This window comes from Caulobacter sp. AP07, from assembly GCF_000281955.1.
GTDB lineage: Bacteria > Pseudomonadota > Alphaproteobacteria > Caulobacterales > Caulobacteraceae > Caulobacter.
In genome coordinates, this window is the sequence record NZ_AKKF01000250.1 from 1 (window position 1) to 20729 (window position 20729).

Genomic DNA, 20729 nt, shown 5'->3' on the forward strand with positions numbered 1-20729 from the left:
TTGGCTGCTGCCGCCGCCGCTGCACGCGCCGGGGACCTGGGCGATGGTCGCCATCGGCGCCGGCACGGTGATCTATGCCGGCCTCTACCTGCTGATCCTCACGCGCTTCGGCAAGGGCCGGTGGGCGCGGAAGTGGCAGCTGATCAAGTAGCGGTCGACGTCACGAACCCTATCGTTGTCATCCCGGACGAGCGCGTAGCGCGAAGATCCGGGACCGGCGCGTGAACGCAGGCGCTTCCGGCGGTCCCGGATCTACCCCCGGCCTTCGCCGGGGTACGCCCGGGATGACAGAGTGGATTAGCCCTTCGCCTTCAAACACAGGTCCAGGTGCGTGCCGTTGTCGTCCTCGACATGCCGCGTCCAGGCCGCGTCGACATTGGCGATCACCTCGGCCGGCGTCGCGCCCTTCACGGCCTCGCGCTTCTTCTTGCGGTGCAGGATCTCGATCCCGTAGCCCAGGTCGAGGAAGAAGCTCAGCAGGGCCGAGCCTTCGGCCCGTGAGGTCTCGGCCTGGAAGCGCGGCGAATATTCCAGGAAGGTGATCGGCTTCTGCTCGGCCATGAAGGCCTTGGCGCCCATGAACGCCCGGTACTCCATGCCCTCGATGTCGATCTTCATGACGTCGACCTTGCCGAACTCGCCGCGCAGCAGGTCCAGCGGCACGACGGGGGCGATGTCGAACTCGCTCAGGTCGCTGGGCGTGCCATCGCCCGACGGCTCCAGCTGGTGGTTGTTGTGCATGGTCTGGCGGCGCAGGAAGGCCGTGCCCAGGGTGTCGGACACCCCGACCAGGATCAGGCGGATGTTGTCGATGGCGTTGACCTTGGCGCTCTCCAGGATCACCCGGCCGTTGCCCGGGCTCATCTCGACGGCGATCACCTGGCCCGTGGCCCCGACCTTCTTGCCGGCCGGCAGGGCGAAGGCGCCCCAGCTGGCCCCGACGTCGAGCACGGTCATGCCGGGCTTCAGGGTCTGGAGGAAATAGTCCAGCACCCAGGGCTCGTAGTCCTTGCCGTCCAGCAGCTGCTTGGTGATCACCCAGTGGTCGGGCATGCGGAAGGTGCAGCCGCGGAACTTCACCGAGGTGGGGACGGGCGCGACCCCGACCGGCAGCGAGATGGCTTGATGCTTCTTCTTGCGGAACAGGCCCATGGAATCCTCGTCGCGGGGCGGCGCGAGGATTCGCGGCGCGGCGGTCTTGTTTCAGGATCGTCATGTAGCGACACCGAGCCGCGACGTCACCCGCCTGACCTCGACACGGACCGCGATTCGTCGCACGGCTAGGCTTGGACCGAAGTGGAGACCGCGATGATCCGGCTGTTGCTCAACATCCTGTGGTTCGTGATGGGCGGTTGGATCAGCGGCCTGCTGTGGCTGCTGGGCGGCCTGTTGCTGGCCATCACCGTCGTGGGCCTGCCCTATACCGGCGCGGCCTGGCGCATTGCCGGCTTCGCCTTCTGGCCGTTCGGCAAGGAGATCGTCCCGCGCGAGATCGTCACCGGTAAGGGCGACCTGGGCACCGGCGGCCTGGGCTGCGTGCTCAACATCATCTGGTTCGTGCTGGGCGGCTGGTACATCGCCCTGTCGCACCTGGTCATCGCCGTGGCCGAGGCCGTGACGATCATCGGCATCCCCTTCGCCATCAAGGACCTGCAGCTGGCCGTGGTGGCCATTGCGCCGATCGGCCGGGTGGTGGTGGTCAAGCCGTAGGCGTCAGAAGCCGGTGAACAGCCGGTCGACGCCACTCCGCGCCGAATGCGCCATGCTCTTCGACGAAGCGATCGAGTTCGGCGATTACCTCGGCGCTCTCTTCCGCCCAGCGCCGGGCGCGTTCTTCAGCGCCCGCCGGATCCACCTTCTGCAAGTGTAGCCGCAGTTGCGTCTCGCTCATGCCGGCGACCGAAATCCCCAGCCGCTTGGCCTGCGCCAGCAGTTCCGGATCGATGCCGATGTCGAGTTCGACCTTGCCCATGCCTGGAGCCTAGCACGGCTCCCCGGGGGCCTTGTAGCCGTCAGCCCTCGTCGTCCGGCGACAGCAGGATGTCCAGGAAGGTCTGGCGGCGGTTGAGGAAATTTCGGGTCACCTGGAAGTGCTCGGTGTCCTCGTACTCCACCCGCTCCAGCCCGCGCTCGGAGGCCTGGTAGATCCAGGCGTCGGGATAGCCCAGCAGGATCGGCGAATGGGTGGCGATGATGAACTGCGAGCGGGCCAGGACCAGCTCGTGCAGCCGCGCCAGGAACGACAGCTGGCGTTGAGGCGACAGGGCCGCCTCCGGTTCGTCGAGGATGTAGAGGCCGTCGCCCCGGAAGCGGTTGTCGAACAGGGCGAAGAACGCCTCGCCGTGCGACTGCTCGTGCAGGGGCGTGCCGCCGTAGCCGCTGACCCCGACGTCCTCGACATAGCTGGCGACGTTGAAGAAGCTCTCGGCCCGCAGAAAGAAGCCGTCGTGCGGTCGCAGCGCCCCGCGCACCTTGCGCAGATGCTGGTGCAGCGGCGAGTGCGAGGCCCGCGTCGAGAGCTGGAAGTTCTGCGACCCGCCCTCGGCGTTGAAGCCCCAGGCCACGGCCAGGGCCTCGATCAGGGTCGACTTGCCCGAGCCGTTCTCGCCGACCAGGAAGGTGACGCGCGGGTGGAAGGCCAGGGTGTCGAGGTCGCGCACCACCGGCAGGTTGAAGGGGTAGGCGCCGCTGTCCCAGCCCTCGCGCCGCTCGACCCGGGCCTCGATCCAGTAGGGACGGTCGAGGGCGGTCATGTGGCGCTCCGCCGCAGGACATGTGTCCAAGGCCCCGTGGCGTCGGGCGAAAAGCCCTGGGTTTCCCAGAACGGCGCGGCGGCCGGGGAGGCGGCGGCGTTGACGGTGAGCAGGTCGACCTGGTCGAGGCCTTCCTGGATCAGGGCGGAGGCCAGGGTGCGGGCCACGCCCTGGCGGCGGAAGTCCGGTCTTACGTAGAAGCGGCGCACGCGGAGGGCCGGTTCGGTCGCGTCGGACTCGATGGAAAGGCCGCCGACACCCGCGAGCGCTCCCGCCAATAGCGCGCCCAGCAGGGCCTCGCCGTCGCCGTCGAAGCACTGGTCGCCGCCCGCCCAGCCTTGGGCCAGCAGCGCCATGTTGCGAACGCCCTCCTTCGCCGCGTCGGCGAGGAGGGCGGGAAAGCCGTCCGGCAGGTCGTCGATGATCCGGATCAGCTGGATCAAGATCAGCCCGGCGAGATCATGTTCTCGGGGCGGACGTACTGGTCGAACTCTTCGTTGGTCAGGTAGCCGCCGCCGACCGTCTCCTCGCGCAGGGTGGTGCCGTTCTTGTGCGCGGTCTTGGCGATCTTGGCGCAGATGTCGTAGCCGAGGCGGCCGTTCAGGGCCGTGACCAGCATCAGGCTGTTCTCGACGCCCTTCTGGATGTTGTCGACGCGCGGCTCGATGCCCACGACACAGTTGTCGGTGAAGCTGATCGCGGCGTCGGCCAGCAGGCGCACCGACTGCAGGAAGTTGTAGGCCATCACCGGGTTGAAGACGTTGAGCTCGAAATGGCCCTGGCTGCCGGCGAAGGTGACGGCGGCGTGGTTGCCGAACACCTGGACGCAAACCTGGGTGAGGGCCTCGCACTGGGTCGGGTTGACCTTGCCCGGCATGATCGACGAGCCGGGCTCGTTCTCGGGCAGGCTCAGCTCGCCCAGGCCGGCGCGCGGACCGCTGCCCAGGAAGCGGATGTCGTTGGCGATCTTGAACAGGCTGGCGGCGACGGTGTTGATCGCGCCGTGGCTGAAGACCATGGCGTCGTGGGCGGCCAGGGCCTCGAACTTGTTGGGGGCGGTGGTGAAGGGCAGGCCGGTGATGGCGGCGATCTGGGCGGCCACCTTCTCGGCGAAGCCGACGGGGGCGTTGAGGCCGGTGCCGACCGCGGTGCCGCCCTGGGCCAGTTCCATCAGCTTGGGCAGGGTGCTCTCGATGCGCTCGATGCCGTTGGCGACCTGCTGCGTGTAGCCACCGAACTCCTGGCCCAGGGTCAGCGGGGTGGCGTCCTGGGTGTGGGTGCGGCCGATCTTGATGATCTTGGCCCAGGCGTCGGACTTGGCCTTCAGGGCCGCGTGCAGGTGCTTGAGGGCCGGCAGCAGGTCATGGACGATCTGCTCGGCGCAGGCCACGTGCATCGCCGTCGGATAGGTGTCGTTCGACGACTGGCTCATATTGACGTGGTCGTTGGGGTGGACGGGCTTCTTGCTGCCCATCTCGCCGCCCAGCATCTCGATGGCGCGGTTCGAGATCACCTCGTTGGCGTTCATGTTCGACTGGGTGCCCGAGCCGGTCTGCCAGACCACCAGCGGGAAGTGGGCGTTCAGCTTGCCCTCGATCACCTCGTTGGCGGCCGCGACGATGGTTTCAGCGATCTTCGGGTCCAGCTTGCCGAGCGCCAGGTTGGCCTCGGCGGCGGCGCGCTTGACCACGCCCAGGGCGCGAACGATCGGCAGGGGCTGCTTCTCCCAGCCGATCTTGAAGTTGCCGAGCGAGCGCTGGGCCTGGGCGCCCCAGTACTTGTCGGCCTCGACGGCGATCGGGCCAAAGGTGTCGGTCTCGTTGCGCGTGGCGGTCATGCGGCGGGTCTCCGAAAATCTGTCGAGCGGGGTCTAGACCCAAGCCGGGCCTAGGGCAACGCTCCCGGCTTGCGAACGGCGCGCGTCGGCCTTACGCCTCGAAATCTCAGCGAACGGGAGTCTTCCATGAGCCCTCACATCGCCCTGTTGCGCGGCGTCAATGTCGGCGGCCGCAAGGTGCTGAAGGACGACCTGCTGGGCCTGGCCAAGGACCTGGGCTTCGACGACGCCAAGACCCTGCTGGCCAGCGGCAACCTGGTGCTGTGGGGGAGGGGCGGCTCGGACGCCGACATCGAGCAACGCCTGGAGGACGGGCTGGAGAAGCGCATGGGCCTGCGCACCGAGTTCTTTGTCCGTACGCCCGCCGAGCTGAAGGCGATCATCGACGCCAATCCCTATCCGGACGAGGTCAAGAGCCACCCCAACCACCTGCTGGTGCATTTCATGAAGGGGCCGCTGCCGGACGGGGACGAGGCGACGCTGCGCGCGGCGATCACCGGTCCCGAGACCTTCAAGGCCGGAACGCGCGAGCTCTATGTCGACTATCCCGACGACGTCGGCCATTCGATGCTCGACCGCGACTGGAAGAAGACCAAGCGCGCGCCGCTCGGCACCGCCCGCAACTGGAACACCGTGCTCAAGCTGGCGGCGATGGTGGGGCTCTGACGCCGCGACGAATGTCTCGCGACATCCTGCGTTCCACCGCGTTCGGCCCGCCGCGGGCGCAAGGACTCCGATCGGCCTCCGCCACCCGGACAATGCGAAGTCGAAATGCTATTTGACAGCGCTGTCTTTCGTGACAAGGTCTCGCCGACAAAAAAGGGGGGGAGGCAGGCCATGGACTCGGCGAAGGCGGGTGGTGGACGGATCGTTGCGCTCGATGTTCTGCGAGGATTGGCCGTCGCGGGCATGATCTTGGTGACCAGTCCGGGGGCGTGGGCCCACGCCTACGCGCCGCTCAAACACGCGGCCTGGCAAGGCTGGACGCTGGCCGACCTGGTGTTTCCGACCTTCCTGTTCTGCGTCGGCGTGGCGATCGGCCTGTCGGTCCCCCGCCTGCGGATCGGGGAGGGGGCGTCCGCCGCCCTGTGGATCAAGGTCGCCCGGCGCACGGCGCTGCTGATCCTGCTGGGCCTGGTGCTCAACGCCCTGCCGCGCTTCGACCTGGCCCATCTGCGCATTCCGGGCGTCCTGCAGCGGATCGGCCTCTGCTACGCCCTGGCCAGCGCGATCTGCATCCTGCCCGCCAGGGCCGAAGCCGACGGCCAACTGCGCCTGAACGTCGGCGGCGTCGTCCTGGCCGTCGTGGGGCTGCTGGTCGGTTACTGGGCGTTGCTGACCTTCACGCCGGTGCCGGGGTTCGGCGTCGATCGCTGGGACTCGCAAGGGGCGCTGCCGGCCTTCATCGACCGGGCGGTCTTCACGATCCCCCACCTGTGGCCCTGGGGCACGACCGAGGGCGTGGGGGTGACCTATGACCCGGAAGGTCTGCTCTCGACGTTTCCGGCCACCGTCAACGTGCTGCTGGGCGCGGTCGCGGCCGCGTTCCTGGCCCGGACCGGCGACGGGCGCCAGGGACGGGGCCGGGTCTTGGCCGCGTTGCTCGCCCTGGGCGCGGCGCTGATCGTCGCCGGCCTGGCGCTGGACCCGATCGTGCCGGTCAACAAGCGCCTCTGGACGCCCAGCTTCGCCCTGTTCAGCAGCGGCGCCTCCCTGGCCGCCCTGGTCGTGCTGCAGGTGGTTCTGCAGGCGCGTGCGGCGCAGTTGGCGGCCTGGCCGCTGACGGTGCTGGGCGGCAACGCCATCCTGGCCTTCGTGATGTCGCAGGTGCTGGGCGCCTGCGCCGGCCTGACCTTGCAGACGCACCGGGCCGGGCTTCCCGACCTCACGCCCCAGGGCTTCGGCTTCGAGACGGCCCAGCGCCTGACCGCCGATCCCTATCTGGCCTCGTTCCTCTGCGCCCTGGCGATCCTGGCCCTGATCATCGCCGTGATCGCGCCTCTGCACCGGCGCGGGATCCATCTGCGGCTCTAACGATGGCGGGGCGGCGAGCGGTCCGATATAGGGGCGGGACACGGCCCAGCGCCTCAGGAGACCGCTCATGCTCGTCGCCACCACCAATGACCTGCCCGGCTACCGCATCGTCGCCCATCTGGGCCTGGTGCGGGGCGTCACCGTCCGCTCGCGCAGCGTGATCGGCAACATCGGCGGCTCGATCCAGTCGATCTTCGGCGGCAAGTTGTCGATCTATGTCGACCTGGCCGAGGCGGCCCGCAAGGAGGCCTACGAGTTGCTGGTGGCCCACGCGGCCGAGATGGGCGCCAACGCCGTCATCGCCATGCGCTACGACGCCAACGAGATCATGGAAGGCATCACCGAGGTGCTGGCCTACGGCACCGCCGTGCGGGTCGAGCCGGCCGTTTAAGCGTGGACGACGGCTGGATCCATCACGGCAAGGTCCGGGCGCGGGAAGAGAACGGCGAACTGACCCTGGTGGTCGACGGCCTGACCACCCAGGCCAAGTACTACAAGCCGCTGATCTACGAGTTCTTCCGCAAGGTCTGGCGCGGTTCGCGGCCGGCCTGGGGCGAGTTCTCGGTCGAGATCGGCATGGAGTTCGTCGGCGAGCCGCCGTGGATGGACCTGGACAATCTGGCCAAGGCCCTGCTGGACGCCATCAAGGGCTACGCCTTCCACGACGACGCCCAGGTGGCCCGGCTGCTGGTCGAGCGCCGTCCGGCCGAGCGGGAGCGGATCGTCATCGTGGTGCGGAAGCTAGAGACGCGCTTTCTGCGGTCCACGCTCGAAGGCTGACGCGCCCACCGAGATCAGGATCACCGCCACGAAGGCGCCGTAGCGGCCCGCGCTGACCGGGCCGGCGGGCGCCAGGGCGTCGAAATGGGCCAGCACCAGGTTGGCGCCGGCCAGGCCCGGCAGGGTGAAGGCCAGGGCCGGGAACAGCCGTCGCCCGCGCGGAATGCGCCGCAGCCGGGCCGTGGCCTGGAAGGCGAAGGCCGCCGCGCCGGCCGCCGCGAAGGCGTTCAGCGCATAGAACCAGAAGGCCCGCTCCAGCAGGCCGTCGCCGAACGCCGCGTAGAACAGCGTCGCGGCCAGCCAGACGGCGAGCCCGGCGGCGGAAAAGACGATGACGTCCTGCTTTGACACGACCGGCTCCCCCCGAGGTTTCCCCGGGCTCGTGGGTGCAGATTACGTGCCGGTGATGACGACTTGGCGCGAAACGGGGACAGGCGCATGCGCCTGTCCCCGGTCGTGGCCCTAGGCGTTCCAGAATTCCAGGAAGCCCCAGGCCGCCAGGATCAGGGCGAAGCCCAGGAAGATCAGGGTCGTGCAGGTGAAGCCCAGCTTGCGCAGCGAGGTCCAGCTGTCGACCCGCCGGCCGCCGCGCCACACCACCGGGGCCATGGCCAGGGTGGCGATGGTCAGCAGGGTGGCGACGAAGGCGCAGGCCGAGGCGGTCAGCAGCCAGCCGCTGGGCCAGCCGAAGAACACCGTGGCGACGTCCGAGGCCCCGGCCGCGAAGATCCCGACGCCGGTCAGGGCGGTCAGCCACAGCACCGCCTGGATGGTCTGCAGCAGGCTGGCGCGGGCCTGGGTCGGGGTCTGGCGCGACTCGCGGCGATCGCGGGTGAAGACCCCGATCAGGGTGGCGATCGCGGCCAGGGCGGTCAGGACCGCGAAGGTCTTCAACAGGCCCGGCGCGTAGGGGAAACCGACACGCTCGAAGGCCGCCGCGCCCGTCGGCGAGAAGAACCGCACGACGTGGCCTTCCTCGCGCTGGAAGACCAGCAGGCCCGCGCCGCTGAGCGGCGCGAAGACGTCGGGCTGGTCGGTCGCCGTCCACTGGCTGGTCTTGCCGTCGAGGGTCAGGGTCAGGCGGCCGTCCGGGGCGGCGCGCACCGTGGCCCCGCCGATCAGCCGGTCGATGAAGCCCTCCAGCCCGCCATAGGCCCGGCGGGTGGTCAGGAACTGGCCCTCATAGGCCTGGGCCTGGTCGGCGGTCAGACGGCTGGCGGGCGGAACCTCGGGGCGGGGGGCGTAGAAGCGCTCGACGATGGTGGCGGGCAGGCTGGCGGGCAGGCCGGCGCCGGTGTCGGTGTTGACGGCCACGAACACGCCCAGGCCCAGGTCGGGAACCATGACCATGCTGGAGTGGAACCACAGGGTCGCGCCGTCGTGGCCAAAGCCCCGGTGGCCGCCGGGCAGGGGGATGTCCATGAAGCCGGCGTTCCAGCCCGGCGCGCCCTCGGCGGGGCGGTACATCGGCGTGCGGAAGGCGGCGCTGGTCTTGGGCGAGAACACCGTCCTGCCGTCGATGACTCCGCCGTTCAGCAGCATGGTCATGTAGCGGGCCATGTCGCCGGCCGTGCTCGAGGCCGAGCCGGCGGGAGCGATGTGGCCGATGAACTCGGGAGCCTCGGTCTGGAAGCCCAGGGGCGTCCAGCGGAAGCCGTCCGAGCGGTCGGCGGCCAGGGCCGCGGCCATCGGCGCGGGCAGGTCGTCACGCCACGGACGCTCCTCGCGGAAGGTGGTGTGGGTCAGGCCGGCGGGGAAGATCACCTGGTCGGTGACGACCTTCTCGAAGGGCTGGCCGGTGACGTTGGCCAGGGCCGCGCCGGCCAGGGCCACGCCGTAGTTGGAATAGGCCGGCAGCAGGCCCGGCTCGCGCACCCGGTTGGGCCGCTCCTGGCGCAGGTAGAGCTCCAGCGGGCGTTCGCGGCGCGGATCGCGCTCGAACAACTGGCCCAGGGCCCGGTCCTCGAACCCTGGGGTATGGGTCATCAGGTCGCGCAGGCGCACCGGGGTCTTCTTGCCCTGGTCCTTCAACTGCAGCTTCTCGGGCAGGTAGATGTTGATCGGGGTGTCCAGGCGCATGCGCCCGGCCTCGACCTCGTTCATCAGGGCGATCCAGGTGAAGGTCTTGGAGATCGAGCCGATGCGGAACAGCGTGCGGTCGGGATCGACGCGGCGGCCGTCGTTCAGGCTGGCGACGCCATAGCCCTTCTTCAGCACCACCTGGCCGTTTTGCACCACGGCGACGGTGACGCCGGCGATGTGGTCGCGGGCCATGCTGTTGCGCACCACGCCGTCGACGAAGGCCTCGAGGTCGGCGGCCGGCAGCGGCGCGACGCCGGCCGGCGGCGCGATGGCGGCGGCGGGCGTGGCGGTCGGCGGGGCGGTTCTCGGTGCGGTCTTCGGAGCGGTCGCGGCCAGCGCCGTGGTCGCGGCCGGCGTCGCGATCCCGGCCGGCGCGGCGGCGACGGGGCGCGGACGGGGACGCTTGGCGCGCGGGCGGATCCTTGTGTACGGGATGGGCGCGGACGGGATCACGATCGTCGTGGCGGCCGGCGGCGTGGCGGGGGCGTCCTGGGCTTCAGCCACCGGCGCGCCGAGCAGACCGCCGATGAGCGCCGCCAGGGTGGCGGCCTTGAACGAAAGACGCAGCGTCACGAACAAGACCTCAATGGCTGTGTGGAAATAGGTGAACTGACCTTCTAGGGCGCCCCGGCGGCGGATCAAAGGGGCCGCGGCGCGACCCGGACGCCTTTCCCGTGGACGCCTGTCGCGCGGGCGGTCCGATCAGCGGCCGCCTGGCGGGGAAGGGCGGGGCGGAAAGGCGTAGAGCGGCAGCAGCGGGCGCAGGCCCGGACCGATCCACAGCTGCGGCTCGGACGCCGGTTCCGCTCCGGTGTCGCGTTCCCGCCGGGCCACGCAGGCCTGCACGGCCCGGCCCAGGGCGGCGAAATCGTGGGCCGTGGGGGCCGAGGACAGGAAGCAGTCGTCGAAATAGGGATACTTGTCGTCCTCGCTGCAACCGAACGACGTGCGGTCGGAGCGCGCCGCCGTCAGGATCATCCGGTCGTCCTTCTGCAGCGGGCGGACGAAGACCCCCGAGAAGCAGGCCGAGACCACCACGATCGAGGGACGCGCCGGGCAGGCGTCGTCGATCATCGCCGCCAGCAGGTGCGGCGGCAGTAGGCCGTCGTCGACCTGCACGCCTTCCGGCGCGCCGTGGCTGCTGACATAGAACAGGCAGCCGGCGGGGTTCTTGACCGCCAGCTCGCGCAGGCCGGCATGGATGCGGCGCAGGTCGGTCTTGCCGGGTTTCACGGCGGGATAGCGCCTGGGACGCACGGAGTACTGACGGACGGCGCCGGGCGAGAAGCCCAGGTCCGCCAGGGCCAGGCTGACGTCGCGACGGGCGTTGTCGAAGGCCTCGGTGGGACCGCCGGAATGGGCGTGCCAGTCGCCGGCCACGACCACCGCGGCCCATTGGCCGAACGGCCGGTCAGCGGCGCGGACGGGCTGAGCGAGAAGCAGCACCAGCAAACCAAGGATCAGGCCCGCGGTCTGCTTCATGGCGCCTATTTCTTGAATTTCACGAAGGGCGTCGGGATGGCCGTGGCGCTGGCCTTGGCCAGCAGGCGGCCTTCGGGATCGTAGAGTTCGCCCTCGGTGAAGCAGACCGTCCTGCCCCACTTCACCACCCAGCCGACGCCCTTGAGCGGACCGGGCAGGGCGGGGCGCAGGAAGCTGGTCTTCATCTCCAGGGTCGGGACCACGCAGGTCATGCCCGAGGTGATCATCCCGGCCACCGACATGCACTCGTCGAGCATGGCGCTGACGAAGCCGCCCTGCACCTGGCCCATCGGGTTGCCGACCGCCTCGACGCTGGGTTCGAAGGCGATCTCGACCCGGCGCTCGGCCTGGCTGACCGAGAGCATCCGGAACCCCAGGGTGCGGGCGCTGCCCGGCGGGTTCTTCGACGCGCGGAAGCGGGCGAGGATCGCTTCGTCGGTCAGGGTCTGCGGCGTGTCCGAAGCGACGTCGCTCACGCGCTACTTCTTGCGGAACTGGTCGAGGGAAATGATCTTCGGCGCGTCGTCGCCGCCGTCGCTCGGGGTGGTGACCTCGGGTTCCGGCTCCGGCTCGGGGGCCTGGGGCGCGATCTCGGGCGCCTCGAACTGCAGGGCGAACTGCACCGACGGGTCGTAGAACCGGGTGACGGCCGCGTAGGGCACCGACAGCCGCTTGGGCTGGCCGCCGAACTTCAGGGTGACCGAGAAGAAGGTCTCGCCCGGCGCCAGGTCCCAGTATTGGTGCTGCAGGATGATGGTCATCTCGTCGGGATACTTGCCCAGCAGGTCCTGCGGGCCGGAGACGCCGGCCGCCTGGGTCTTGAAGGTGATGTAGAGATGGTGCGGCTCGGGCAGGCCGCCGGGCGCGGCGGCCTTGCGCAGGGCGGCCTTGACCACGCCGCGCAACGCGTCCTGGGCCATCGCCTCGTATTGCATCAGGTCTTCAGGCGGATTGGTCTGGGCCATGCGGTCCATCAAGAACGGGAACTGGAACGAAGCGCCCAGAGTAGCCTGTCGCGGGGGCGGCGAGAAGGTGGGGGAGCGTCAATTTTAGGGGAGATCGGGAAGCAAAAAGGGCGGTGGCGCTGGCCCCCTCCGTCACGGCGCTTTGCGCCGCGCCACCTCCCCCGCTTCGCGAGGGAGGAAGTGGAGGGATTCTGTTGGCAGGCTCCCTCCGGGCCCCGCCTAGGGATCTGAACCCCTAGGACTTAAGAGGCGAATTCACTAGAACCGCATTACGCGGCGATAGCGAACTCTTCAGCGAAGTTATCGTTCGCATTTAGTAAAATGGCCCGAAACGGTGAGCCACGCCGAGAGAAAGCATACACCTTTACACGTCTGTCGATGCTGATCGGCCCCATGCAGTCCCGTGATAACTCGGGAGAGATTTGGTGGAGCCGCCGGGAATCGCACCCGGGTCCAGTCCGCTTATTACGTGCGCGTTTATCCCCATAGTCCGGGCGAACCCGGACAAATTCAATATAGGGGGTGGGACGCGCCGAGGGAAGGCCGACGTTGGCCCCGACTGGGAGAACGGCCGGGAAATCGACCGGCTTCGCGCGGACGGGGCGGCGGCTCCAGGCTCAGCCGACCCTCGGTCATGCGGCCGATCAGCAGGCCGCCGCCGTCCTCGAACAGGCGCACGCTGTCGCCCTCCATCTCGTAGTGGCCGGTGAAGACCACCTCGCCGTCGTGGCGTTCTTCGAAGCGGCCATCCATTTGCAGTTCAAGGGCGACGCCGTCGGCGCTGGCCCACACGCCGGACACGCGGCGAGCGATCTTGGGGTAGTATTTCATGGGAACCTCGGGGGCGGGCGGCCTCGTCGCGACCAGACAGGAGCTGTGACGAAGCAGACCTCGCCAATGTGACGCGTCCGGGCCCCGGGGTGATAGACCGATGCTCCGACTTGATTGCACGATCCTGCACATCAGGTCCGGAGCGCGTGACGGCCCCCTCCGGCTTGGCTAGGAGAATGTCCGTTGCCGAAAGGAATTTGGTCATGGTCGAGCAGGGCGAACTCGCGGCGCTGATTGAACGATACGCCCCCACGGACGGCGCCCATGAAATCCACGGCGAGCGGGTGACGGTGATGCGCCAAAGCCAGCCCAGCGAGCCGGTCCACGGCGTGTTCGGCGCCGCCGTCTGCGTGGTGGCCCAGGGCCGCAAGCAGGTGATCAGCGGCGGCACGACCTTGGTCTATGACGCCATGCGCTACCTGGTGGCCTCGGTGGACCTGCCGGTGATCGGCCAGGTGGTCGAGGCGACGCCGGAGACGCCGTATCTGTGCTTCAAGATGGCGCTGGACCCCGAGGTGATCGGCGACCTGCTGCTGCAGACCGGCGGCGAGCCGGCCCTGGCCCAGGACGCCGGCCCGCTGGTCGGGGCCATGGCGGTCAGCCAGGTCAACCCGCCGCTGCTGGACGCGGTGATGCGGATGGTGCGGCTGATGGAGACGCCCCGCGACGCCGCCATCCTGGCCCCGCTGATCGAGCGCGAAATCCTCTACCGCATGCTGCTGGGCGACCAGGGGCCGCGCCTGGCCCAGATCGCCCGGGCCGACGGGCGCATGCGCCAGGTTCGGCGGGCCATTGGCTGGATCAAGCAGAACTTCGACCAGCATTTCAGCATCGACGACCTGGCGGCCGAGGCGCGGATGAGCCCGTCGGCCCTGCATCGCCACTTCAAGGCGGTCACGGCGCTCAGCCCCCTGCAATACCAGAAGCAGATCCGCCTGCAGGAGGCGCGCAAGCTGATCCTGGCCCAGCGGCTGGACGCCGGTTCGGCCGGCCACGCGGTGGGCTATGACAGCGCCTCGCAGTTCAGCCGCGAGTACGCCCGGCTGTTCGGCGCGCCGCCGCTGCGCGATGTGGCCCGCCTGCGGGCTCGGCCGGACATGCTGCTCGATACCTGAAGGGCCCCAACCGTCGGGTGTTCCGGGCGCCCGGGCAACGCCTGGATGTTTTCCCCTATTCCTAGACTCGCCAAATAGAGACAAGCTCCCCGGGGCTTGTCTCCAAGGTGGAGGCGAGAATCGGAGAGGGAAGCGGCCAATGTCAAAAATCATTGCCGAGTTCATCGGCACGTTCGCCTTGGTCTTGTTTGGCTGTGGCGCGGCTGTTCTGGGGGGTGACCACGTCGGACAACTGGGCATCGCCTTGGCGTTCGGCTTCGCGATCATCGCCATGGCTTACGGCATCGGTCCGGTGTCGGGGTGTCACGTCAATCCGGCGGTCAGTCTGGCGGCCTTCGTCGCCGGTCGGATGAGCGCCAAGGAGATGCTGCTCTACTGGGTCGCCCAGTTCGCCGGCGCGGCGGCGGGGGCGGCGGTGCTGCTGTGCATCGCCGGTTCGACCGCCCATGGCCTGGGCCAGAACGGCTGGGGACCCGGCTATGGCGGCGCCTTCCCCGTCCATGCGGCCTTCGTCTTCGAGGTGGTGATGACCGCCCTGTTCGTCATCGTCATCCTGGGCTCGACCGGGACCGACGCCGCGCCGGGCTTCGCCGGGCTGGGCATCGGCATCGCCCTGGCGGTGATCCACATCGTCGGCATCCAGGTGACCGGCGTGTCGGTCAATCCGGCCCGCAGCTTCGGCCCGGCGATCTTCGTCGGCGGCCAGGCCCTGGCCCAGCTGTGGCTGTTCTTCGTCGCCCCGGCGATCGGCGCGGTGCTGGGCGCGCTGCTCTACCGCTTCAACCTGCTGAAGGTGGGGTAGGACGACAGGTGGTCAGGGCTGGGCGGCCGCCACGGGGGGCTGCGGCAGCTCTGACCACCGGAGCTCGACGTGCCGGTTGGCCTGGCCGTGCAGGATCACGGTCTGGCCGGCGTCGCTGGAGGTGACGTCGAAGACGTAGCGCGCGCCGTCGCGGGTCAGGTTCTGGACCACATTGCCCTTGGCGTCGTAGCTGACGACCGCGAAGGAAAAGCGATTGTCGATGAAGCTGTAGATCCAGGTCGCGAAGCCGCCATAGTAGATCACCGGGCAGGTCTTGCTGCCGTTGAGGTCGTCCGGGGTCTTGGCGCAGAACACCTTCAAGCCGTCGGGAACGGCGGGGGCGGTGGCGGCGGGCTGGTACTTGATCTGCGGCCTGGCCTGGGCCTGGGCGCCCGAGGCGGCGCAGAGCAGGGCGCAGGCGGCCCCGGCGGCGGCCAGCACGGATTTGAGCGACGTATGGTCGTGGGTCACGGCGATCCCCTGAAGCTCCATGGTCCAGTTTGGATAGCGCGGTTATTTGAGCGATTCAATCTCCGGCGGCGCCGGCGACGGCGTCAATTGGAGGGCGTGATCGCCGTGGTCTGGACCTCGTCGTCCGCGGGGACCGGCACGGCCGGCGGCTGCGGCCGGTTGCTCTGGCCGGCCTTCAGCCGACCGCCGGAGGCGATCAACGCGTCATAGGCCCGCTGCTGGCGCGAGAAGTCGCCGCCGCGGGCGAACACCGCGTCGAACCGGGCGTCGCGCCCCGAAGCCGCCGCCAGGGCCGCCGCCAGGGCCGGGGCGATCGAGCCGACCTCGGCGTCGTCGCAGGCCCGGCGCAGGTGACGGGCCTGACCGGGGACCAGCAGGGTGACGTCCCACGAGACCCCGTCCACGCACACCGGCTCCACCGCCCCGCCGCCATAGTCGACGATCACCGCGCGCGGCTGGCTCCACAGCGCGTCGCCCGCCAGGGCCTTCAGGGGCGCGACCTGCTCGGGCGCCAGCTCGGCGTCGATGTCAACCCGGCGGGTGATCTCCGGCGTGCAGCAGCCCAGGCCGGCCCGGGCCTGGACGAAGGCGCGCCCGTCGCGGCGCACGGTGACCCGCACCACGGCCTGGCGCACGCCGAGCGACGGCCGGGCCCAGACCTCCAGCACCAGTTCGCCGCGCTTGATCAGCTGGCTTTGCAGGGGCTGCAGGCCCCACAGGCGGTAGAGCAGGGGATCGACGCCGTTGTCGATCGGCACGAGCGTCTCACCGGGACGCAGGCGCCGGCCCTGGAACGGGTCCTGCTCGGGCGGCGGCTTGGGGATTTCCGGCGCCCACCAGACGGCGGGATCAGGCGGCGCGGACACGACCGGAGGCGCGGGCTGCTGGCCGGCGAGGGCGAACCCCGCGAGCAGGCCGGCGAAAAGCGTCGCGCCCGTCATCGCTACATTCCTTCAACGCCCCGCTCGATGGAAAGCACACCGGTGCGCGACAGTTCCACCAGGCCCAAGGGTCGCATCAGGTCGAGGAACTTGTCGATCTTCGACGGCGCGCCCGAGATCTCGAACACGAAGCTCTCCAGGGTGGTGTCCACCGGCTTGGCGCGGAAAATCTCGGCGATGCGCAGGGCCTCGACGCGGTCGACGCCGGAGCCGCGCACCTTGACCAGGGCCAGCTCGCGCTCGACGCCGTTGGGGTCGCGGGTCACGTCGTGCACCCGGCGGACATTGACCACCTTGTCGAGCTGGGCCTCGATCTGGTCGAGCACGTGGCGGGTGCCGCGGGTGACCACGGTGATGCGGCTGGTGTGGGCCTTATGGTCGGTTTCGGCGACCGTCAGGCTCTCGATGTTGTAGCCGCGCGCGGCGAACAGCCCAACCACCCGGTGCAGCACGCCGGGCTCGTTGTCGACCAGCAGGGCGAAGGTCGCGGTCTGCTCGACCTCGGACGCGGTGGGCATGTCGTAGGCGGATCCTGGGGTGGTGGCGGGTTGGCTGGTCATGTCAGGCGCGCTTCTTTTCTGATTTGGCCACGTGCTGGCGCAGCACGCGGTTGATCTCGGTCTGGTAGGGCTTGCCGCCCGCATGGTCCTTGAACCAGCCCACGACGTCGGCGTCGAGCCGGATCGTGACGGGCATCTTGATGGGGCGGTGCAAGCCGGGGCGGAAGGCTGTGGCCCACTGCTCGTCGGTGATCTCAGGGATGTCGCTGAGATCGATGTCCTCGTCGCGCAGGGCTTCGAGACGCGCGAGTTGCTCCAGCTCTTCGGGGCTAAAAGGTCGGCTGCTCATGTTTCCTCCTTTCAGAGGGCGTAGCCTTTCGGGCGCTGATGATCCTGACATGCTCATCGTCATCTTCGTCCGGATAGGTATGGACCACGACGACAATCATCGTGGCTCCGACAAGTCCGACGGCGTGCCAACGCGGTTCGCCATTCACCACCCGATCCAACAGGATCTCAAGGTGTGGATCGTCCCATACCCGCCGGGCGAACTCGAAAGAGATCCCATGTTTGGCGAGATTGACCCTCGCCTTCTCCAGGTCCCATTCAAACGACATCTGTACGTACAATTTTGTGCGCACAATGCCTATTCGTCAAGCGTGCGGCGCCCACAGGCCCCTCCTCGCAGGGTTCAGCTGCAAGGGAAGATCGAGACGGCGTCAGGATCGGTAAAGCAAAGAAACAGACGTTTCTAAACCAGCCCCGCCCCGGCCGCGCCGATCACGTTGCCGATGTCCTCGACGTCGCCCATGATCATCTCGTTGTGGGCCTTGCCCGAGGGGATCATCGGCAGGCAGTTCTCGTGCTTCTCGACGCGGCAGTCGAAGACCACGACCTTGTCGCTGTTGATCATCTCCAGGATCTTGCCGTCCAGCTCGGCCGGGTCCGAGCAGCGGATGCCGACGGCGCCGTAGGCCTCGGCCAGCTTCACGAAGTCGGGCAGGCTGTCGGAATAGGAGTGGCTGTAGCGCTCGCCGTGCAGCAGTTGCTGCCACTGGCGGACCATGCCCATCCATTCGTTGTTGAGGATGAAGATCTTGACCGGCAGGCCGAACTGGATCGCCGTCGACAGCTCCTGGATGCACATCTGGATCGAGGCCTCGCCGGCGATGTCGATGACCAGGCTGCCCGGATGGGCCAACTGCACGCCGATCGCGGCGGGCAGGCCGTAGCCCATGGTGCCCAGGCCCCCGGAGGTCATCCAGTGGTTGGGCTCCTCGAAGCGGAAGAACTGCGCGGCCCACATCTGGTGCTGGCCGACTTCCGTCGTGATGTAGACGTCCTTGTCCTGGGTCAGGGCGTACAGCCGCTCGATGGCGTACTGCGGCTTGATCACCGTCTCCGAGCGCCGGTAGTTCAGGCACTGGCGGGCGCGCCAGGTGTCGATCTGGGCCCACCAGTCGGTCAGGGCGGCCTTGTTGGCCTGGTGGCCGGCGGCCTTCCAGGCGGCGATCAGGTCTTCCAGCACGCTGGCGGCGTCGCCGACGATCGGCAGGTCGACGCGGACGTTCTTGTTGATCGACGAGGCGTCGATGTCGATGTGGATCTTCTTGCTGCCCGGCGAGAAGGCGTCCAGCCGGCCGGTGACCCGGTCGTCAAAGCGCGCGCCGACGCAGATCATCACGTCGCAGTCGTGCATGGCGTTGTTGGCTTCGAAGGTGCCGTGCATGCCCAGCATGCCCAGCCAGGCCGGGTCGGCGGCCGGAAAGGCGCCCAGGCCCATCAGGGTCGAGGTGACCGGCGCGCCGGTCAGGGCCTGGAACTCGCGCAGCAACGCGCTGGCCTTGGGGCCGGCGTTGATGACGCCGCCGCCGGTGTAGAAGATCGGCCGGCGGGCGCGGGCGATCATGGCGGCCGCCTCGGCGACGCGGCTCGCCTCGCCCTTGGTCTTGGGATTGTAGGCGTGGGTCGAGCGGACTTCGGTCGGGCCGTAATATTCGCCCTTGGCGAACTGGACGTCCTTGGGGATGTCGATCAGCACCGGGCCGGGACGGCCGGTGGTGGCGATCTTGAAGGCCTCGTGGATGATCTGCGGCAGGTCGCGGACGTCTTTGACCAGGTAGTTGTGCTTGGTGCACGAGCGGGTCATGCCGACGGTGTCGGCTTCCTGGAAGGCGTCGGTGCCGATCAGGTGGGTGGGGACCTGGCCGGTGATGACCACCATCGGGATGGAGTCCATCAGAGCGTCCATGATGCCGGTGATGGCGTTGGTCGCGCCCGGGCCCGAGGTGACCAGGACGACGCCCGGCTTGCCCGACGAGCGCGCGTAGCCCTCGGCCGCGTGGGTCGCGCCCTGTTCGTGGCGGACCAGGATGTGCTGCAGGCGCGGCTCGTGGAACAGCGCATCATAGATCGGCAGGACCGCGCCGCCCGGATAGCCGAACAGCACCTCGACGCCCTGGTCCACGAGGCCGCGAACGACGATCTCGGCGCCGGTCATGCTGCGGGAGGCGGTGTCGGCGGGGGCCGAGCTCTCGATGGTCTGGTGGGCGGTCATGGCGGGGGTCCCGGATGGACTGTGGGTAGGGCTGAAAAGAAAAAAGGTCCCGAAGGACCTTTGTACGCGCGACCGATCTACCAGCGTGACTTCAAGGTCACGCCGTGAACGGCCGCTCCATAAGTACGATCATGGTGTTGCGCACGAGTGTATTGCTCCAAATGGATGATCGGGGAATGCCATGCTCGCGAGGGGGCGTCAAGGCGCGCTTTGACGCAAGAAACGACCCGTGGCGACGGCGCCACGCCGTCGCCCGCGCCAATTTCAGCCCAAGGTCTTCAGCAGCAGGGCAAGGGCTTGCTCGGCGAAGCTGCGCATGTTGGCCGCGCGGTCGTCGATCCCGGTCTCGACGGTAAGACTGACCTCCTGATCCAGCCCGACCACGGCCATGCAACTGTGGCCGGCCGCGTCGCCATAGCGGTTGCCGTCCGGCCCGGCCGCGCCGGTCTCCGACAGGCCCCAGGTCGCCTTGAGGTTCTTGCCGACCACCCGGGCCAGCAGCACGGCGTAGGGCTCGCTGGCCGAGCGCAGGCCGTCCATGGCCTTCTGCGGGATGTCCAGCAGGGTCAGGCGGGCGCGGGCCGTGTAGACCACCGCCCCGCCGGCGTAGAACTTCGACGCCCCCGGCACGGCCAGCAAGGCCGACGAGATCAGCCCGCCGGCCGAGGATTCGGCCACGGCGACGGTCTCGCCGCGTTCGGTCAGGCGTTGCCCGACGGCGGCGGCGAGGCGGTCGAGTTCGGTCATGGGCTATTCCTCTGTATCGGGAGACTTGCCCCCACCTGGCGGCTTCGCCGCCTGTCCGCCCCCATAGGGGGCGGAGCCCAAGCGCGCAAACTCTTCCCCCTATGGGGGCGGAGGGTCGCGAAGCGGTCCGGAGGGGGCAAGGGCGGCAAGCTGATCCCACTGCGCCCCAGGCTCAAGCGCCTCCACCCGCCCCCAGTCCGGCGTCTGGTTCCGAAACCACGTCATCTGCCGCTTGGCGTACCGGCGGGTCTCCTGCCGCGCGGCGTCCAGCGCCTCATCCAGCGACGTCTCGCCCCGCAGATGGGCGGCCAGTTCGCGATAGCCGAGGGCCTTGAGGGCGGGGAGCGAGGCGGGCAGGCCGCGGGTCTCCATCGCCGCCACCTCGTCCAGGGCGCCGCTCTCGACCATCACCGACAGGCGGGCGTCGCAGCGGTCGTAGAGTTCGGCGCGCGGCGGGTCCAGCACCACGCCGCGCCAGGCGCCCGGCGCCAGGGTGGGGCGGGTGTCGGTCTGCCAGGCGGTCAGCGACTTGCCGGTGGCCATGGCCACGGCGTGGGCGCGGATCAGCCGCTGGCGGTCGCCGACCTCGATGCGGGCCGCGGCGGCGGGGTCGAGCGCGGCCAGCACGTCGCGGAATTCCGGTTCGCCCTGGGCGGCGTAGAGCAGGCTGGAGATCTCGCGCTGGGTCTCGGGCACCTGCGGGATGTCGGCCAGGCCGTCGGTCAGGGCGCGGAAATAGAGGCCGGTGCCGCCGACCACGATGGCGGGACGGCCCCGCGCGGCGATGTCGGCGCTGTCGAAGGCCGAGATCGGAAGAGCGTCGTGTAGGGAA

The 20729-nt window shown here is 69.1% G+C and carries 26 protein-coding genes and 1 other RNA gene; 7 read left to right on the forward strand and 20 right to left on the reverse strand.

What is annotated here, in order from left to right; all coding sequences use genetic code 11:
- Window positions 1-297: 297 nt before the first annotated feature.
- The gene (locus tag PMI01_RS22385; RefSeq protein ID WP_007674606.1) at window positions 298-1152 is read right to left on the reverse strand and encodes an FkbM family methyltransferase; all 855 of its coding nucleotides are present in this window, start codon (window positions 1150-1152) and stop codon (window positions 298-300) included.
- 156 nt (window positions 1153-1308) lie between these two features.
- On the opposite strand from PMI01_RS22385, the gene PMI01_RS22390 reads away from it, so the two are divergent.
- Window positions 1309-1710, forward strand: a complete 402-nt coding sequence (locus PMI01_RS22390; protein ID WP_007674608.1) for a YccF domain-containing protein — start codon at window positions 1309-1311, stop codon at window positions 1708-1710.
- Here PMI01_RS22390 and PMI01_RS22395 read toward each other — a convergent pair.
- From PMI01_RS22395 to fumC, 4 genes are read right to left on the reverse strand one after another with little or no spacing between them, the layout of a single operon-like run.
- Window positions 1700-1972 (reverse strand): type II toxin-antitoxin system CcdA family antitoxin, encoded by a 273-nt coding sequence (locus PMI01_RS22395; protein WP_007674610.1) that lies wholly within the window; start codon window positions 1970-1972, stop codon window positions 1700-1702. The two genes, PMI01_RS22390 and PMI01_RS22395, sit on opposite strands and share 11 nt — an antisense overlap.
- A 40-nt stretch (window positions 1973-2012) precedes the next feature.
- Complete coding sequence (locus tag PMI01_RS22400) at window positions 2013-2753, reverse strand: AAA family ATPase (RefSeq protein WP_007674612.1); 741 nt, start codon at window positions 2751-2753, stop codon at window positions 2013-2015.
- On the reverse strand, window positions 2750-3196 hold the full coding sequence (locus PMI01_RS22405) for a GNAT family N-acetyltransferase (protein ID WP_007674614.1): 447 nt from the start codon (window positions 3194-3196) through the stop codon (window positions 2750-2752). The genes PMI01_RS22400 and PMI01_RS22405 overlap by 4 nt, the downstream gene beginning before the upstream one ends.
- A gap of 2 nt (window positions 3197-3198) precedes the next feature.
- Window positions 3199-4590 carry a class II fumarate hydratase gene (fumC, locus tag PMI01_RS22410; RefSeq protein WP_007674616.1) on the reverse strand — a complete coding sequence of 464 codons (1392 nt, stop codon included), beginning with the start codon at window positions 4588-4590 and terminating at the stop codon, window positions 3199-3201.
- A gap of 126 nt (window positions 4591-4716) precedes the next feature.
- On the opposite strand from fumC, the gene PMI01_RS22415 reads away from it, so the two are divergent.
- From PMI01_RS22415 to PMI01_RS22430, 4 genes are all read left to right on the forward strand, one after another.
- Window positions 4717-5256 (forward strand): DUF1697 domain-containing protein, encoded by a 540-nt coding sequence (locus PMI01_RS22415; RefSeq protein WP_007674618.1) that lies wholly within the window; start codon window positions 4717-4719, stop codon window positions 5254-5256.
- A gap of 171 nt (window positions 5257-5427) precedes the next feature.
- Window positions 5428-6624, forward strand: coding sequence for an acyltransferase family protein (locus PMI01_RS22420; protein WP_007674621.1), 1197 nt, complete (start codon window positions 5428-5430; stop codon window positions 6622-6624).
- 67 nt (window positions 6625-6691) lie between these two features.
- A complete protein-coding gene (locus PMI01_RS22425) occupies window positions 6692-7015 on the forward strand; it encodes a YbjQ family protein (protein ID WP_007674622.1) in 324 nt (107 codons plus the stop codon).
- 2 nt (window positions 7016-7017) lie between these two features.
- Window positions 7018-7404, forward strand: coding sequence for a RusA family crossover junction endodeoxyribonuclease (locus PMI01_RS22430; protein WP_007674625.1), 387 nt, complete (start codon window positions 7018-7020; stop codon window positions 7402-7404).
- On the opposite strand, the gene PMI01_RS22435 is transcribed toward PMI01_RS22430, so the two are convergent.
- The 7 genes from PMI01_RS22435 to PMI01_RS26805 all read right to left on the reverse strand — a co-directional run bounded on the left by PMI01_RS22435 (window position 7366) and on the right by PMI01_RS26805 (window position 12764).
- A complete protein-coding gene (locus tag PMI01_RS22435; protein ID WP_007674626.1) occupies window positions 7366-7755 on the reverse strand; it encodes a hypothetical protein in 390 nt (129 codons plus the stop codon). The two genes, PMI01_RS22430 and PMI01_RS22435, sit on opposite strands and share 39 nt — an antisense overlap.
- A 111-nt stretch (window positions 7756-7866) precedes the next feature.
- Window positions 7867-10059 carry a serine hydrolase domain-containing protein gene (locus PMI01_RS22440; protein ID WP_007674628.1) on the reverse strand — a complete coding sequence of 731 codons (2193 nt, stop codon included), beginning with the start codon at window positions 10057-10059 and terminating at the stop codon, window positions 7867-7869.
- Between the two features lie 129 nt (window positions 10060-10188).
- On the reverse strand, window positions 10189-10968 hold the full coding sequence (locus tag PMI01_RS22445) for a C13 family peptidase (protein ID WP_007674630.1): 780 nt from the start codon (window positions 10966-10968) through the stop codon (window positions 10189-10191).
- A gap of 5 nt (window positions 10969-10973) precedes the next feature.
- Window positions 10974-11444 (reverse strand): PaaI family thioesterase, encoded by a 471-nt coding sequence (locus tag PMI01_RS22450; RefSeq protein ID WP_007674632.1) that lies wholly within the window; start codon window positions 11442-11444, stop codon window positions 10974-10976.
- 3 nt (window positions 11445-11447) lie between these two features.
- Entirely contained in the window at window positions 11448-11933 is a 486-nt protein-coding gene (locus PMI01_RS22455; protein ID WP_007674636.1) for an SspB family protein, read from the reverse strand.
- Between the two features lie 179 nt (window positions 11934-12112).
- Window positions 12113-12478, reverse strand: a transfer-messenger RNA (tmRNA) gene (gene ssrA, locus PMI01_RS26605).
- Window positions 12444-12764, reverse strand: coding sequence for an Atu4866 domain-containing protein (locus PMI01_RS26805; protein WP_035037851.1), 321 nt, complete (start codon window positions 12762-12764; stop codon window positions 12444-12446). The genes ssrA and PMI01_RS26805 overlap by 35 nt, the downstream gene beginning before the upstream one ends.
- A gap of 203 nt (window positions 12765-12967) precedes the next feature.
- Between PMI01_RS26805 and PMI01_RS22465 the strand changes: the two genes are divergently transcribed.
- Both PMI01_RS22465 and PMI01_RS22470 read left to right on the forward strand, forming a co-directional pair.
- Window positions 12968-13879, forward strand: a complete 912-nt coding sequence (locus PMI01_RS22465; protein WP_007674638.1) for an AraC family transcriptional regulator — start codon at window positions 12968-12970, stop codon at window positions 13877-13879.
- Between the two features lie 139 nt (window positions 13880-14018).
- A complete protein-coding gene (locus PMI01_RS22470; RefSeq protein WP_007674640.1) occupies window positions 14019-14681 on the forward strand; it encodes an aquaporin in 663 nt (220 codons plus the stop codon).
- Window positions 14682-14693: 12 nt separating this feature from the next.
- On the opposite strand, the gene PMI01_RS22475 is transcribed toward PMI01_RS22470, so the two are convergent.
- The 8 genes from PMI01_RS22475 to PMI01_RS22505 form a co-directional block, all read right to left on the reverse strand.
- A complete protein-coding gene (locus PMI01_RS22475) occupies window positions 14694-15152 on the reverse strand; it encodes a hypothetical protein (protein ID WP_035037857.1) in 459 nt (152 codons plus the stop codon).
- Window positions 15153-15235: 83 nt separating this feature from the next.
- Entirely contained in the window at window positions 15236-16093 is an 858-nt protein-coding gene (locus PMI01_RS22480) for a hypothetical protein (protein WP_007674645.1), read from the reverse strand.
- Window positions 16094-16095: 2 nt separating this feature from the next.
- Window positions 16096-16653 (reverse strand): acetolactate synthase small subunit, encoded by a 558-nt coding sequence (gene ilvN / locus PMI01_RS22485; protein ID WP_007674646.1) that lies wholly within the window; start codon window positions 16651-16653, stop codon window positions 16096-16098.
- Between the two features lies 1 nt (window position 16654).
- Window positions 16655-16942 (reverse strand): BrnA antitoxin family protein, encoded by a 288-nt coding sequence (locus PMI01_RS22490; RefSeq protein ID WP_007674655.1) that lies wholly within the window; start codon window positions 16940-16942, stop codon window positions 16655-16657.
- Window positions 16923-17210: a BrnT family toxin gene (locus PMI01_RS22495; protein WP_035037854.1), complete on the reverse strand. Its 288-nt coding sequence runs from the start codon at window positions 17208-17210 to the stop codon at window positions 16923-16925. The genes PMI01_RS22490 and PMI01_RS22495 overlap by 20 nt, the downstream gene beginning before the upstream one ends.
- Before the next feature lie 134 nt (window positions 17211-17344).
- A complete protein-coding gene (locus PMI01_RS22500; RefSeq protein WP_007674657.1) occupies window positions 17345-19150 on the reverse strand; it encodes an acetolactate synthase 3 large subunit in 1806 nt (601 codons plus the stop codon).
- A 97-nt stretch (window positions 19151-19247) separates the two neighbouring features.
- Window positions 19248-19295, reverse strand: a complete 48-nt coding sequence (locus PMI01_RS28265) for a hypothetical protein (RefSeq protein ID WP_369744215.1) — start codon at window positions 19293-19295, stop codon at window positions 19248-19250.
- A gap of 119 nt (window positions 19296-19414) precedes the next feature.
- The gene (locus PMI01_RS22505) at window positions 19415-19897 is read right to left on the reverse strand and encodes a CinA family protein (RefSeq protein ID WP_007674672.1); all 483 of its coding nucleotides are present in this window, start codon (window positions 19895-19897) and stop codon (window positions 19415-19417) included.
- Window positions 19898-20729: the final 832 nt, after the last annotated feature.